We start from the raw sequence: 14706 nt of genomic DNA on the forward strand, positions 1-14706 counted from the left end.
TCAACTTAGTTTAGCCGGGTCAAAAGGCAGCTTACGGATACGCTGACCAGTAGCCGAGAAAATAGCGTTGCAAAGGGCGGCGGCGATGGGTGGCAAACCTGGTTCGCCTACGCCTCCGGGCGCTTCTTCGTTCTCCACAATGTAGATCTCAACCTTGGGCATCTCGTCCATCCGGAGTACCCGGTACTGGTGGAAATTGGATTGCTGCGCTTTTCCGTTTACGAAGGTAATACCCGGCTTGGTAGCCGCCGATATCCCCATAACGATGTTGCCTTCGGTCTGGGCGCGCACGTTGTCGGGATTCACGTACATGCCGCAGTCAATAACCGATACCACACGGTCTATTTTCACCCCGCTTCCTTCTTTCTTTACAAAGAAAACGTGGCCGCAGATACTTCCAAACGACCGGGTAATGGCTACGCCCTTTCCCATACCTTCGGGCAGCTTCTGGTACCAGTTAGATTTTTCGCCCAGGGTTTTAAGTACCTTCAGGAAGCGGGGTTGGTCCTTCATAAGTTCCAGACGGGCATCCAGCGGGTCTTTACCGGCGGCGTGGGCCAGTTCATCCACAAAGGACTCGTGTCCGAAGGCGCTGTTGGAGGCATAGACCGACCGCCACCAAACAATCGGGATGTCGGTTGTGACGCGGAGAAAGCCAACTTTCGCGTTTGGAAAGGCGTAGGGGCTCTCCTCGTGGCTGATACCTTCACCCGCCCAGGGATCGGGCTTGCCGGCGGGAAAACTTTTAAATACCTGTCCGGATATAGACTCGCCAATTAGGGTATGTTCAAAGGCTACAATATTTCCCTGATCGTCCACACCACCGCGCATGGCACTCAACATACCCGGACGATACGGTCCCTGCTGAATGTCGTCTTCGCGCGTCCAGATTACCTTGACGGGTACCTTGGCTTGTTTGGAGAGATAAACCGCTTCAAGTACAAAATCCAGATAAGCTTTCCGACCGAAGGCACCACCCAGAAATGGTACATTGACTTTTACCTTTTCGGGAGCAATACCCAAATACTTCGACACCTGCTCAATAGCCCCGTCGGGACCCTGTACCGGTGCCCATATTTCGCAGGTACCGTTGTCCTTAACGTGCGCGACGGCCACCTCCGGCTCCATGGGAGCGTGGGCCAGAAACGGCGTTTCGTACTGCGCTTCCAACTTTTTGGCAGCTTTTCCAACAGCCTCACTTACATTGCCAATGGTACTATAGGCAGGGGCCTCCTGCTTCGCTATCTCCCGAAGTTGGGCAAAGTACTTGTCGGTACTCATTTCGGCCGGGTAGTTGGCGTTATCCCATTCTATTTTTAAGGCTTTGCGGCCCTGGAGGGCTGCCCAATAGTTAGTGGCGAGTACGGCTACCCCTTCGCAGGTTTTGTAGGGCAGCGGGCGCTCGGCTTTCACCACCATTTTTACACCCGGTACCTTTTTGGCAGCAGCCTCATCAATAGTCAGTACTTTACCATGAATAACCGGGCTGCGCTCAATGGAAGCGTACAGCATACCTGGTACTTCCACGTCCATTCCGAACTGGGCCTGACCTGTTACTTTAGAAGGCACCTCCGGACGGGGCAGCGACTTGCCCAATACTTTAAAATCTTTCTTTGCCTTTAGAGGCAGCTCCTTGGGTACTTCCAGTTGGGAAGCGTCTTCTACCAGTTCCCCGTAGGTAAAGGACTTGCCGGAGGGTTTGTGGTAAATCCTGCCTTCCTGGGCGTAACAGTCACTTTTTTCGGCTTTCCAGCGGGTTGCGGCGGCCTGTAGGAACATTTCCCGGGCGGCGGCCCCCGCCTGACGCAGCCGGTTCCAGCCGGTCCGGACGGTACTGCTTCCACCAGAAAGCTGGCCCCCGTACTTACGCAGCCCGTCGGACTGTTGTATTTTGATCTGATCCATACTTACTTCCAGCTCTTCGGCGATCATCATCGGTACCGACTGCCAGGTAGCCTGCCCCATGTCGGGACGGTGGTTGATAAGGGTTATTGTTCCGGCGTTATCAATGACCACAAACGGGTGCAGTTCAAACGACAAAACCGCCGTTGGACTCTGCTCGCTGATGTTGACGACCGTTGCCACGGCTCCGTTGGCTTTGGTGGTAAAGCCCAGCATAAGGCCAACGCCCGACAGTCCGGCGATTTTCATAAAATCGCGACGAGCAACGCTTTGCCGGTCCACGCCTGGATGGGCCACGCCTGGACGTGCCGAACCCGCTTCTGAAGTACCTGCTTCTTTATTTACCTGTAACGCCATTGCCTTTCTTGTTAGCTGTTGTTGCTGCTGCTGAATGAATTGCTTTCCGAACGCGCTGGTAAGTACCGCAGCGGCAGATGTTGCCGCGCATAGCGTTGTCAATGTCTTCGTCGGTTGGGTTGGGGGTGCTTTCCAACAGCGCCACCGCCGTCATAATTTGTCCCGACTGGCAGTAGCCGCACTGGGGTACCTGCTCTTCTATCCAGGCTTTCTGAACGGCGTGCAGTTTTTCTTCACTACCTACTCCTTCGATGGTCGTGATTTTTTTGCCGGCGGCGGCTTGTACCGGATACGAACACGAGCGCGATGGTTTGCCGTCGATATGTACCGTACAGGCCCCGCACTGGGAAATACCGCAGCCGAATTTGGTACCTTTCAGGCCCGCTTCGTCGCGGATGGCCCACAGCAGGGGCATTCGTGGATCAACGTCCATCTCATGCGCTTTGCCGTTGATGGTAAGAGTTATTACTGCCATGTAGTTGATTAATTGAAAGTTGTGATGTAGACAGGAAAGCATCTATCAAAAAAGCAAATTAAAAATTCTGGGTACTATTTGCAAAATATATGGTAGGAGTGGATGTTAAAGGACTATGTACGTACTTTGCAATTTGTTTTGTAGTGGTTACTACATAGGCCCTAATTGAACGAACTACCTGAAAAAATGATAACGATTGATCTTCGCTCCGATACCATTACCCGGCCTACGCCTGACATGCAACAAGCCATGTGGTCCGCCGAAGTAGGCGATGATGTACTCGGAGATGACCCTACCGTCAATGCCCTCGAAGAAAAAGCCGCCCGGCTGTTTGGCATGTCGGCCGCTTTGTTTTGCCCCTCGGGTACCATGACCAACCAGTTGGCCATCAGGGTACATACCCAGCCCGGCAATGAGGTAATTTGCGATAAACTCTCCCACATATACCTTTACGAAGGCGGAGGTATCATGCTCAACGCGCTTTCGTCGGTGCGGTTGCTGGAAGGGGACCGCGGGCGGGTTACGGCTCGTCAGGTCAGGGACGCCATCAATAACCCGGACGATGTACATGCGCCCCTGACCCGGCTGGTGTCGCTCGAAAATACCATGAACAAAGGCGGCGGGGCCTATTACGACTTTGACGAAATCAAGGCCATTCGCCGCCTGTGCGATGACCACGGACTGGCCCTGCACCTGGACGGTGCTCGGCTCTTTAACGCCCTGGTCGAAACGGGTGAGTCACCCGCTCAGTACGGACTGGAATTTGACTCAATCAGCATTTGTCTTTCCAAAGGGCTGGGCTGTCCGGTGGGTTCACTGCTACTGGGCAAAACAGAATTTATCAAAAAGGCCCGTCGCTTCCGGAAGTCAATGGGCGGAGGATGGCGGCAGGCGGGGTACCTGGCCGCTGCTGGTATCTACGCCCTTGACCACCACGTGGACCGCCTCAAAGAAGACCACAGCCGGGCCCGGGCCATTGGCGAAATGCTGAGTCAGAAGGCCGAAGTGGAAGCCATTTATCCCATTGACACCAATATCGTCATTATGCAGCTACCCGACTCCATTACGGCCGAAGACTACGTTCGCCAGCTTGAGATGATGCGCATCAGGGCGGTTCCGTTCGGCAAGCATCTCGTACGCTTTGTCACACACCTTGACTTTACGGATGAGCACCTGGACGAGTTGAACAAACGACTTCAGAAAGTGTAGAAGTACCTGGAACATGGTACTTACGAGCCTTTTTATTTGAGCAATAAAGTAAGTAAGGAGTACTATCGGCGGGCTGGGTAATTTCCCGCTACCTGATCAAATCCCTATTTTTTGGACCGTAGCGAAACTCTCGTTACGGTTTTTTTTGTTATATTTGAAGAATTACGTCTTCACTAGCAAGTACTTATTACCCTCTCTGTCGTAGCGGTATTAGCCAACAGTCATCCATTAGAAGGGCATTTTTGTAAATAAGTCGATTTTGTAACTTTATTTGATTTTTGCATTTTTTGACTAGTTTTCCTTTTACTACCACCCAGGCTGGATGAGCAGCCCACAGATTTTAACTAATAGCAAGACATTACCTTTGAGAAAATATCCCTTATGAAAATTATTACCAGAAACCTCACCAAAGAAGATTACCCGGACCTGAAAGCGACCATGATTGAAGCCTACCGGGGAATTGGCGGACAGTATTGGCACGAAGAAAAAATTGACATCCTGCTTGATAAATTTCCGGAAGGACAACTGTGCGTAGAGGTAGACGGCAAGGTGGTAGCCTGCGCGCTGGCCATTGTGGTTATGTACGATAAATTCGGAGATGAGCATACGTACCAGGAAATTACGGGTAATTACAACTTTGGCACCCACGACCCCAAAGGGGATGTACTGTACGGCATTGAGGTATTTGTACACCCCGGGTACCGCGACCTGCGGCTGGGCCGGCGCCTGTACGACGCCCGGAAGGAGGTGTGTGAGCGGCTGAACCTCCGGAGTATCGTGGCCGGTGGCCGCATTCCTAACTACAATACCTTCAGTAAAGAGCTTTCACCGAAGGAATACATTGAAAAGGTAAAGCGCCGGGAAATTTATGATGCTACGCTTACGTTTCAACTGGCCAATGACTTCCACGTTAGGAAGGTACTTAAGAACTACCTGCCCGGCGATACCGAATCCAAAGACTACGCCACGCTGCTGGAGTGGAATAATATCTACTTTCAGCCCGACAAAAAGCGTACAAACCCCTCCGACTCCATTATCCGGATTGGTGTAGTACAATGGCAAATGCGTTTGTTTAACAACGTGCAGGCCTTTTATGACCAGGTGGAGTTTTTTGTTGATGCGGTAAGTTCTTATAAAGCCGACTTTATCCTGTTTCCGGAGTTCTTTAACATGCCGCTGCTGGCAGAGTTTAACTACCTGCCCGAGCCGCAGGCTATCCGGCAACTGGCCAGCTATACCGAAGAGGTACGGAAAAAAATGCAGGAATTCGCCATCTCTTACAATGTAAACATAGTGGGAGGTAGTATGCCGCTGATGGATGAAGGCGAATTGTATAACGCGGCTTACCTGTACCGCCGCGATGGTACCTACGAAGAGTACCGCAAGATTCACATTACACCCAACGAGGTACGTCACTACGGAATGGTGGGCGGCGACGACGTACAAATATTCGATACGGATTGCGGAAAAATCGGGTTGGTTATCTGTTACGATGTGGAGTTTCCGGAACTGAGCCGGCTACTGGCCAAGCAGGGCATGGAAATCTTGTTTGTACCCTTCCTGACCGATACCCAAAACGGCTATATGCGAGTACGTAACTGCGCGCAGGCGCGGGCGATTGAAAACGAATGCTATGTGGCCATATCGGGTTGTGTGGGTAACCTGCCCGGCGTGGAGAACATGGATATTCACTACGCGCAGTCGGCGGTATTTACCCCCTCCGACTTTCAATTCCCGACCAATGCCGTTAAATCGGAAGCGACGCCTAATACAGAAATGATGCTAATCGCGGACGTGGACCTGTTTCAGTTGAAAGAACTCCACGAACACGGCTCGGTGCAAACCATGAAAGACCGCCGTACGGACCTGTACGACGTAACTATAAAAAAGTCACGGCGCAAACCAAAGGTAGTAATAAACCGCACCGAAGAAGCCTGATAAACCAGGTACCCCCTGTTTCGACAAGCGCCTGCAAAAGTGGGCGCTTGTCGTGTTTATATACCTGGTTATTCTCTAATAAATAGTGTATATTTGGTAAAACCTTCACACAATACCACTGCTTGATAGTTAGTTATAAATGAACACATTATATTCTCACCTGCCTGATTGAAACAGTTAACCTGGTTGCGTTATGAAAAAATTCACTTTACCCGTACTACTGCTCCTGCTGGTCGTGGGTTTACGGGACGCCACTGCCCAAAGAAAGAAGGAAATTGCGTACGATTCTCTTTCGGATATTCACTACTATACCTTTATTGGTCAAAACTACGACTACAACCGCAACACGCAGGAAGGAGGCTCCCATACGGTGGCTATCAAAGGCACTGCTTTTTTGTACAACGGATGGCCGAAAGGGCACATCCTGCTCGAAAACGGGAGAAAGCTGCCGGTATACCTCAACTATAATGTCATGGAAGACCAACTGCTGGTGCTATGGGAAGGAAAAGAAACCCAGGTAACGCCCAGGCGCTTCTGGATAAACAAAAGGGAGTTTGTTCAGGTCCGGGGCCAGTACCTGGAGCTGATCCACGAGGGGAAAATAAACCTCCTGAAGCAGCACAAGGCCCGGCTCGACGAAGTCCAGAGAAACGGATACAACGATGCCATTAAGTATGATTTTGAATACGCCAAGCTCGAAACGCTCATGCTGCACACCGAAACGGATGAATTGATTCCGATTCGGCTCAATGAGAAAAATATTATGTCCAAACTCGCCGACCAGCAGCAAACGGCCCGGGCGGTTATCAAGGAAAAAAATCTGAATCTAAAACAACTCGACCATCTGGTTGACCTGCTGCAGTCACTGGATTAGGAGCTAAAAAGGGAGTATTTTAAATTTTGATTTAATGCCGCTGCGTAGTTTAGCGATGTAGTAGTTGCTAGAAACTACCTTCCCCGGCCTGCTTCCCCCTCTTCGGCCAGGGAGCACTACTTTACCAGGCCCAATACTTTCCCCGCCTCAATGGGGCGGTCAGTAGAAAGTATATCGGCCCCATTCTCCACAAATTTCCGGTATACCTCGTCGCCGCGGGCCAGAGCCATGTTATCCAGGTTACCGAGGGTACCCAGTATACACAGGATACCTTTCTGGTGCAGGAATTCGTAGAGTTCGGCGGGGGCCTCGCGGGTACCCACAAAAGCTACCATACGGTTGTCGGGGACTCCGGCTTCCCGCAGGCGCTGGTACTCTTCCCGGTTCCGAATCGTAACCGAAATCGTCAGGCCGGGGTCAAGCCGGTGTACCAGCTCCGCCTGCTGTACCGTATACGTAATTATAGCCGCGTAATTGGCGGCACCGGCCTCCTGCACCGCCTCCACCACCCGGTGGAGCGGTACGCTCCGTTTCACGTCCAGCGTATAGATAACTTTATTTTCCCCCCATTTGAGGACCTCGTCCAGGGTAGGTATATGGTAGCGGGTGCGGTTGCCTTTGTTGTCTTCCAGGTACAGCGACCGGGCGTACTCCCAACTTTGGTCGGCTACGCGGCCACTGCCCGTGGTAGTGCGCTCGTAGGTGTCGTCGTGCATCATCAGCAAAACACTGTCGCGGGTCATGGCTATATCGGTCTCAATCACGACGGGCATCCGGCGCGCCAGAAAAGCAAATGATTCCAGGCAGTTTTCGGGGTAGCCCGTGTAGTCGCCCCCGCCCCGGTGAGCACTTATCTGCGGCTTTTTACCCGGCTCGTAGCGCAGGTAGCTGGTCAGGTCGTTTACCCGCACATAAGTCCGGGGCGAGCAGGCTGTGAGCCCGAGTAGAAGAGCAGGGAGAAGCAGGAGTCTTAATAACTTCATTTATAGGTAACTTTCCTTATAAGCCACAAAGGTACCTCTTGTGAACGAAGCAGTGGCTAAAAATAATGTAAAGGTCCCACTTCCGCCGACCTGTTGCTTCTTACCACTCATCCTTTCGGGATTCCATTCGTGTACTATGCAATGCAAAGTACCTAATATAACCCATACATTTGTACAGTCAATAACGACAACTATTAGTCACTTTTTAAATTTACAAAGCCATGAAAAACACATTCAAAACTCTGATCTGCGCCCTGGCGCTTAGCACAACGGTAGCCTTTGCCGGAAACGAAAAAGAAGCCGCCAAACCTACCACGTTCGCCACGGGTGTTTACACTTCCCTGGATGGTAAACTAACGGTAAATGTTGTGAAGAAAAGCAGAATCCCTACGACTGTCCTGATCCGCAACGCCGCCGGGGACATTCTGACCCGTGAGTTCATTAGCAAGAAGCAACTGAAGCAATCGTATAAGTTTGATGTCAGTGACCTGCGGGAAGGTGAGTACACGGTGGAAGTAGTGGGTAACGGCGAAAAAGAGGTTAAATCCTTCACCATCACCAGCCGGATCCTGGTAACCAAGCGTACGCTGACGGTCGAGTAGTCGGGGCATGAGCGGACGTTGAACCCTTCCGGGACATATACATAGAATAACGTCCGCTCATCACCTTCCTTTTCCGTTCATTAACTTAGTAAAATACAATTCCGAATACCCGCATACCTTTGCACAGTCGATTAAGACATTACTATTAGCCAACATTTAAAAAATAACAAGCCATGAAAAATTCAATCAAAATCTTCGTTTGCGCCCTGGCGCTCAGCACTTCGGTCCTTGGTACTACCGCTTCTTATGCCGGTACAATTTCAGAGGACAGCACTACTACCAAAACAACTACCTTGGTAGATGGAAAAGCAAACATTCAGAAGGCAATGCAGAATTTGCCCGCCACTGTTCCCCCCATGGAAACTCCTGCCCCCTGCAAGGACCGTGTGGTTCTGAGCAAGAAATATACTCCTGAGCAGAAAGCAGCCATCACTGGTTTGCAGCTTTCGGGCCAGGCAAAATAATCAAATTGGATTTGGTTAGAGCCGAAACTTCCCCATCAGAAGCGTAGGTATTTAGGTTGTGAACCCAAAATTAGTGGTAATTAAGGGAGGTAATTTGCAAACAGGGAGAGGTTGTTCCTCTCCCTGTTTTGTTTTTATATCACTACGTTAACAATCCGCCTGGGTACTACTATGACCTTTTTAGGCGTTTTACCTTCCAGCCAGCGCTGTACTGTCTCGTTGGTCAAGACTTCTTTTTCAATATCCGGCGGGGCTGTATCCAGGGCGAAAGGCAGGGTAGTCCGTACTTTGCCGTTGATCTGAATGGGATACTCAAATATATCATCTACCACGTACTGCTGCTCCCACTTTGGAAATTGTGCTTTCGATACAGTACCTTTTTCGTTCCCCAAAGCCGCCCACAGTTCTTCGCTTATGTGGGGCGCATAGGACGAAAGCAATACTACCAGCTCCTGCAATACGGCTTTTTTATGGCATTTCAGGCTGCTTAATTCATTAACGCACACCATAAAAGCGCTCACGGCGGTATTGAAAGAGAAGTTCTCAATGTCTTCTTCAACTTTCTTAATGGTCTTGTGCAGGATGCGCAGTTCGTCGGCTTTAGGTTCTTCCTCGGTTACCATCCAGCGTCCGTTGTCGTTGTAGAATAACCTCCAGAACTTCCGGATAAACCGGAAAGTACCGTCTATGCCGTTGGTGTTCCAGGGTTTGGCCTGCTCAAGTGGCCCCAGGAACATCTCGTAGAGGCGTAAGGTATCGGCTCCGTATTTACTTACTATGTCGTCCGGGTTCACGACGTTGAACTTTGACTTCGACATTTTCTCTACCTCTACCCCACACAGGTACCTGTCCTGCGAGGGACCGCTCTCTTCCAGGATAAACTCCGCCTTTTCACCGGCGATATCCTGGCGGGTGGCTTTGAATCTTTCGACATCCAGCACATCATTCTCCACAATATTCACATCCACGTGCAGGGGAGTTACTTCGTACTGGTCCTTAAGTCCGGCACTTACAAATACGGGTTTGCTGTAGTCAGTACTCTTGACCCGGTAAACAAAGTTACTGCGCCCCTGAATCATGCCCTGGTTAATGAGCTTTTTGAAGGGCTCCTCTTCGGGTACGTAGCCGCGGTCTTTCAGGAACTTGTTCCAGAAGCGGCTGTACAACAGGTGCCCGGTGGCGTGCTCGGTACCGCCAATGTACAGGTCAACCTGACGCCAGTAGTTAATAGCTTCACCGGAGGCAAAGGCGTCCTGGTTCTGCGGGTCCATGTACCGGTACCAGTACCAGCTGCTACCGGCCCAGCCGGGCATGGTACTTAGCTCGTAGTCGTACCGGGTGCCGTCGCCCGCGTGCTGGTACTTCCAGTCTTCGGCCCGGCCCAGGGGTGGCTCACCCGATTCAGTGGGCAGGTACTTGTCAACGGCAGGCAGTTCCAGGGGCAGGTCGCTTTCCTCAATCAGGTAAGGTACTCCCTGCCGATAGTAAACCGGTACGGGCTCGCCCCAGTACCTTTGCCGGCTGAAAACCGCGTCGCGCAGCCGGTAGTTGATTTTGCCTTTGCCCCTCCCCTGCTCTTCCAGCCAGTTTATCAGGACAGTAGTTGCTTCCTGGTAGGTAAGGCCGTTTATTATACCCGAGTTGATGTACCGGCCTTCCTTGGTGGCGTCGGCTTCTACCTCTATATCCTTCTGGGCATCCAGAATGGGTACAATGGGCAAGCCGAAGTGGCGGGCAAAGTTCCAGTCGCGCTGGTCGCCGGACGGTACAGCCATTACAGCGCCGGTACCGTAGCCAGCCAGCACGTAGTCGGCAATGTAAACCGGTATTTTTTCCCCGTTAAAAGAATTAATCGCGTGCGCTCCGGTAAATGCTCCGGAAACGGTTTTGACGTCGGCCATCCGGTCCCGCTCCGACTTCCTCCTGGTTTTTTCCAGATAGGCGTCAATCTCGCCCTGCTGGGCGGCGGTGGTTATTTCGGCTACCAGTTCGTGCTCCGGTGCCAGTACCATAAAGGTTACCCCATAGATGGTATCAACGCGGGTGGTAAATACTTCTATTCGCCGGCCGGCATGCTGGTCTACTTCAAACTTAACCAGGGCACCTACCGAGCGGCCGATCCAGTTGCGTTGCTGCTCTTTGAGCGATTCGGTCCATTCAAGGCCGTCGAGGCCGTCGAGCAGGCGCTGCGCGTAGGCAGTGATCCGCATCATCCACTGGCGCATAAGCTTTTGCTCCACCGGAAAGCCGCCCCGCTCCGATACCCCATCTTTTACCTCGTCGTTGGAAAGTACCGAACCCAGGCCCGCGCACCAGTTTACGGTGGCGTCGGCCACGTAGGTCAGGCGGTATTTCAACGTCATAAGGTACTGCTCTTCCTCGCTCATGGTACGCCAGTCGTCGGCGGTAAAGGAAGGTGTATCTTCATCACAAGGGGCATTTACCTCCCGATTACCCACGTTTTCAAACAGGGCGATCAATGACTCAATGGGCTCGGCTTTCTGGGTTTTGTTGTTATACCAGCTGCGGAACAACTCCATGAATATCCATTGGGTCCAGCGGTAGTAATCAGGGCTGGAAGTGCGTACCTCGCGGCTCCAGTCGTAGCTGAACCCAATGTTCTTGAGCTGCTCAATGTACCTGTTTATATTTTGTTCGGTTGTAATGGCCGGGTGCTGGCCCGTTTGGATGGCATACTGCTCAGCGGGCAGACCAAAACTGTCAAAGCCCATCGGGTGCAGCACGTTAAATCCTTTCAGGCGCTTGTACCGCGAGTAAATATCGGAAGCAATGTACCCAAGGGGGTGCCCCACGTGTAGTCCTGCCCCCGAGGGGTACGGAAACATGTCCAGCACGTAGTATTTGGGCTTAGTGGCGTGGGACTCTATCCGGTAGGTCTGGTTTTCTTCCCAGTACTTTTGCCAGTTAGCTTCTATTTCGCGGTGATTGTATTCACTCATGCGTACTTTTTATTTCGGTTAATTGGTAGAATCATCGGGTAGTATGCCCGCAAAATTAGCGTTTTTGGTAACAAACTGATATAGTACCTCTGGCCTTTCCCGGCAAAGTGCAAGTTACTCCGGATGGGGAAACGACTACCCAAACTTCTTTTTAAGTCAGGTTTTGGGGGTACAGTACCCTATGGTACAGATTTTTCTGCACTCTTTCCTTAGTAACATACTTTAAACTTTAATCGCTATGAGAAAATTATTCTATGTGGCTATTGCCACTTTACTAAGCTTCGGAGCATTTGCTCAGGATACAACCTACCAATACAATCGGAACAGCCGGACTGAAACTAGTACTACGTATGACCAGAATAACAACCGGTATAACCGTAACAATGACTACAACAATACCAATGATACCTGGAATCCGTTTTTCCGTTTTGGTATAAAGGCCGGAGCCAACCTTTCCAACATTCGTGGAAACGATTTAGCACTAAACAACGGAGGTTCTGCTTTTAACTTCCAGGACATGGATAACCGTAGTTTCGGTTTTGTAGGTGGTATATTTATGCGTTTTGGTCGTACGGTCTTTCTACAGCCTGAGATTCTGCTTTCTCAAAAAGGAGGTACTTTTAATGTGTTCCGTGATGGGGTTACTGATCCCCAGGGAGAAGTGGATGTAAAATTCTCGAATATTGACATTCCGCTGCTTCTGGGGGTACGAATCGGAAAAACCTTTCGTATCAATGCCGGCCCTATGGCTACTTTCCGGCTGTCAAACCGGCCATTAAGCGATGCCTTCGGTGAGTTTATTGGAGCTTCGGAAGACTTTTATGACAATCGTACTACCTTTGGTTATCAGGCTGGGATAGGTTTCGACTTTGGCCGTCTGTCGCTTGATGCCCGCTACGAGGGGAATTTCAATGATGTAGTGAGTATCAACTACGGTAATTCCCAAACAGCCACCCAGTTTGGTCGTAAGAGCAACCTATGGCAGGCAACCCTTGGTTTTGCCTTATTCTAAAACCCGCTTTTTATTCCTGAAAAATGGCCACTCCCACGAGTGGCCATTTTTTTATGCCCCATCGCTGGGATTATTAAATAATTTTTAAACCTTAGTCAAAAAATTGGCTCTAACTGATAGAATTGCAAGATTTGAAACTTAACCTACATTAAGCCATGAAACGAATGTCATTATACCCATTCTGGATGGGGATGGCCCTGATTTTGACCCAATGTGTCAGCAGCCAGCCTACCACTACCTCGTCGCCCCCCGCCAATGGTCGGGTAGCCCGAACCACCGCTGAACATGGTCTGGAAAACGGGTGTCCGCTGGATAAGCTCACCTGGCTGGTAGTAAGTAAAGAGTACAGCGACGGAGACCTGGCCGCCCTGGCTGGTCGGTTGTCGGAGGCGGCGCGTAATGATGCTGAGAAATTGAAGGAGATGACAGCCCGCGGAGAATCAACACCCCTGGAAATGTCTTCCAACCTGAAAGACCTGGTAGAAGCTACTTCCCAGACTAAAATGCAGGTAGATGATAGCTTTTACAAGGAGTATATAAATAACCGGATGGCCATTTGTTCGATTCTGGACGCACTTCGCAAAGGTTCCATTAAGAAAGACGAAAGCGTGAAGGCTACGGAAAGTGCTTTTCGGAAAGTAGCTGAATCTTTTGATGAGCTAAGTGTAACCCATAAAAATAAAGCCGCCAAAAAAATAAATAAATAATCAGAGGTTCACCACCTCACCCACCGCCGCCAAATGGATAAGTTTTTCATTTGGCGGTTCTTTTTTTAGCTCCTGCAGCCGACGGTAGGGATCGCCCAGGGGTTCATCTGACAGGTCGAAGGTACCATAGTGCATAGGAATAAAGCGTTCCGCGTTTATTTCATGCGCTGCCCGAACGGCGTCAGCCGGCCCCATGTGACTGGCTCTCATGAACCATTCGGGCTTATAGGCCCCAACCCCCAACAAGGCTATATCTACCCCACCGAACAACTGCCGGAAGTCGGTGTAGTGGCTGGCGTAACCCGAATCTGCCCCAAAGTAGATGCTTTTATTCCCGCTCCGGATTAGGTAACTCCCCCACAAACGTAGATTGGTGTCGTTGAAGTACCTCCGCCCCCAGTGGTGGGCAGGCAGGTATATGATTTCTATTTTTCCCGGCTCCGTCTGGTATTGCTGGTACCAGCCTGCGGCCTGAACCCGGGCACCGGGTAGCCATTTTGTAAGCAGTTTTCCCAGCCCCAGGCCGGTTAGGTAGGTAGCACCGGGGTTCTGCCGGGCCAGCATCTGCAGGCTATCCTGGTCACAGTGGTCGCGGTGGTCGTGCGAAACCAGGATATAATCCAGACCAATGATCTTTGTGGGATCAAGCGGTAACCGCGAATGACGTTTCATTAAACGGGAAGGAGAGGTAAGTACCGGATCGGTAAGTAGCGTTACACCGTTGAGCCGGATAAAGAAAGAAGCATGACCCAGCCAGACCACACAGTCTTTGTCTGAGTGCAAAAAATGGTCATTATCCCGGACAGGCAACCGGAACTGATCCCGTTTTTTTTCCTCCTTTTGGGGGTTTTTCTGCGTTTGCCAACGCCAGAGATCACTAAAGCCAGGTACGGGTTCTCCGTCTTCGTTCAGGAAACGTCCCTGCTTATTAATGGGAGTACCCGCCCAGCCTGGTTTAATCGTTTTTAGCTTTTCATTAAGATGTACTCCGGCCTGCTCCCAGTCCAGCTTTTCGTAGAACGCAACAAAAAATATTATTACTACAAGGACGATAAAGAAAGCTATAACCATAAAAAGGAAATTAGTGGTGTGAACCCGGATGCAACAGCCAGGTACTTTTTTCATTGAAGGTACCGAAAGAAGTTCATTCCACCCAGTTTCATTTGGCCGGCCCGGTCCCACATTCTTCGTTGAGCCAAAAAAGGCGAAGTACTGGTTGAGTA

12 protein-coding genes are annotated in these 14706 nt (G+C 50.8%); 7 read left to right on the forward strand and 5 right to left on the reverse strand.

The window, feature by feature from the left end:
* Positions 1 to 2259, reverse strand: a complete 2259-nt coding sequence (locus VGN67_RS17405) for a xanthine dehydrogenase family protein molybdopterin-binding subunit (RefSeq protein WP_327488128.1) — start codon at positions 2257 to 2259, stop codon at positions 1 to 3.
* Positions 2240 to 2734, reverse strand: coding sequence for a (2Fe-2S)-binding protein (locus VGN67_RS17410; protein ID WP_327488129.1), 495 nt, complete (start codon positions 2732 to 2734; stop codon positions 2240 to 2242). Before VGN67_RS17410 ends, VGN67_RS17405 begins: the two co-directional genes overlap by 20 nt.
* 189 nt (positions 2735 to 2923) lie before the next feature.
* Here VGN67_RS17410 and VGN67_RS17415 point away from each other — a divergent pair, with 189 nt between their 5' ends.
* The 3 genes from VGN67_RS17415 to VGN67_RS17425 all read left to right on the forward strand — a co-directional run bounded on the left by VGN67_RS17415 (position 2924) and on the right by VGN67_RS17425 (position 6755).
* The gene (locus VGN67_RS17415) at positions 2924 to 3943 is read left to right on the forward strand and encodes a GntG family PLP-dependent aldolase (RefSeq protein WP_327488425.1); all 1020 of its coding nucleotides are present in this window, start codon (positions 2924 to 2926) and stop codon (positions 3941 to 3943) included.
* A 381-nt stretch (positions 3944 to 4324) separates the two neighbouring features.
* Positions 4325 to 5881 (forward strand): bifunctional GNAT family N-acetyltransferase/carbon-nitrogen hydrolase family protein, encoded by a 1557-nt coding sequence (locus VGN67_RS17420; protein WP_327488130.1) that lies wholly within the window; start codon positions 4325 to 4327, stop codon positions 5879 to 5881.
* A gap of 193 nt (positions 5882 to 6074) precedes the next feature.
* Positions 6075 to 6755 carry a hypothetical protein gene (locus VGN67_RS17425; protein WP_327488131.1) on the forward strand — a complete coding sequence of 227 codons (681 nt, stop codon included), beginning with the start codon at positions 6075 to 6077 and terminating at the stop codon, positions 6753 to 6755.
* A gap of 116 nt (positions 6756 to 6871) precedes the next feature.
* On the opposite strand, the gene VGN67_RS17430 is transcribed toward VGN67_RS17425, so the two are convergent.
* The gene (locus VGN67_RS17430; protein WP_327488132.1) at positions 6872 to 7738 is read right to left on the reverse strand and encodes a glycerophosphodiester phosphodiesterase family protein; all 867 of its coding nucleotides are present in this window, start codon (positions 7736 to 7738) and stop codon (positions 6872 to 6874) included.
* Between the two features lie 221 nt (positions 7739 to 7959).
* Between VGN67_RS17430 and VGN67_RS17435 the strand changes: the two genes are divergently transcribed.
* Together VGN67_RS17435 and VGN67_RS17440 are read left to right on the forward strand one after the other, a co-directional pair.
* Positions 7960 to 8340 (forward strand): hypothetical protein, encoded by a 381-nt coding sequence (locus VGN67_RS17435; protein ID WP_327488133.1) that lies wholly within the window; start codon positions 7960 to 7962, stop codon positions 8338 to 8340.
* 173 nt (positions 8341 to 8513) lie between these two features.
* A complete protein-coding gene (locus VGN67_RS17440; protein ID WP_327488134.1) occupies positions 8514 to 8804 on the forward strand; it encodes a hypothetical protein in 291 nt (96 codons plus the stop codon).
* Positions 8805 to 8938: 134 nt separating this feature from the next.
* Here VGN67_RS17440 and leuS read toward each other — a convergent pair whose 3' ends face one another.
* The gene (gene leuS, locus VGN67_RS17445; protein ID WP_327488135.1) at positions 8939 to 11764 is read right to left on the reverse strand and encodes a leucine--tRNA ligase; all 2826 of its coding nucleotides are present in this window, start codon (positions 11762 to 11764) and stop codon (positions 8939 to 8941) included.
* A 238-nt stretch (positions 11765 to 12002) separates the two neighbouring features.
* On the opposite strand from leuS, the gene VGN67_RS17450 reads away from it, so the two are divergent.
* Positions 12003 to 12776 carry a porin family protein gene (locus VGN67_RS17450; RefSeq protein ID WP_327488136.1) on the forward strand — a complete coding sequence of 258 codons (774 nt, stop codon included), beginning with the start codon at positions 12003 to 12005 and terminating at the stop codon, positions 12774 to 12776.
* A gap of 164 nt (positions 12777 to 12940) precedes the next feature.
* Positions 12941 to 13483 (forward strand): hypothetical protein, encoded by a 543-nt coding sequence (locus VGN67_RS17455; RefSeq protein ID WP_327488137.1) that lies wholly within the window; start codon positions 12941 to 12943, stop codon positions 13481 to 13483.
* Here VGN67_RS17455 and VGN67_RS17460 read toward each other — a convergent pair whose 3' ends face one another.
* Positions 13484 to 14608, reverse strand: coding sequence for an MBL fold metallo-hydrolase (locus tag VGN67_RS17460; protein ID WP_327488138.1), 1125 nt, complete (start codon positions 14606 to 14608; stop codon positions 13484 to 13486).
* Positions 14609 to 14706 lie beyond the last annotated feature (98 nt).

Origin of the sequence: Telluribacter sp. (genome assembly GCF_035998675.1) — a bacterium.
GTDB lineage: Bacteria > Bacteroidota > Bacteroidia > Cytophagales > Spirosomataceae > Telluribacter.

Bases quoted from the DNA above. Each gene is read 5' to 3' on its own strand.
- VGN67_RS17455 (WP_327488137.1), top strand. From the start codon at position 12,941: ATGTCATTATACCCATTCTGGATGGGGATGGCCCTGATTTTGACCCAA.
- VGN67_RS17450 (WP_327488136.1), top strand. From the start codon at position 12,003: ATGAGAAAATTATTCTATGTGGCTATTGCCACTTTACTAAGCTTCGGA.
- VGN67_RS17460 (WP_327488138.1), bottom strand. From the start codon at position 14,608: ATGAAAAAAGTACCTGGCTGTTGCATCCGGGTTCACACCACTAATTTC.
- VGN67_RS17425 (WP_327488131.1), top strand. From the start codon at position 6,075: ATGAAAAAATTCACTTTACCCGTACTACTGCTCCTGCTGGTCGTGGGT.
- VGN67_RS17410 (WP_327488129.1), bottom strand. From the start codon at position 2,734: ATGGCAGTAATAACTCTTACCATCAACGGCAAAGCGCATGAGATGGAC.
- VGN67_RS17435 (WP_327488133.1), top strand. From the start codon at position 7,960: ATGAAAAACACATTCAAAACTCTGATCTGCGCCCTGGCGCTTAGCACA.
- VGN67_RS17405 (WP_327488128.1), bottom strand. From the start codon at position 2,259: ATGGCGTTACAGGTAAATAAAGAAGCAGGTACTTCAGAAGCGGGTTCG.
- VGN67_RS17430 (WP_327488132.1), bottom strand. From the start codon at position 7,738: ATGAAGTTATTAAGACTCCTGCTTCTCCCTGCTCTTCTACTCGGGCTC.
- VGN67_RS17440 (WP_327488134.1), top strand. From the start codon at position 8,514: ATGAAAAATTCAATCAAAATCTTCGTTTGCGCCCTGGCGCTCAGCACT.
- leuS (WP_327488135.1), bottom strand. From the start codon at position 11,764: ATGAGTGAATACAATCACCGCGAAATAGAAGCTAACTGGCAAAAGTAC.
- VGN67_RS17420 (WP_327488130.1), top strand. From the start codon at position 4,325: ATGAAAATTATTACCAGAAACCTCACCAAAGAAGATTACCCGGACCTG.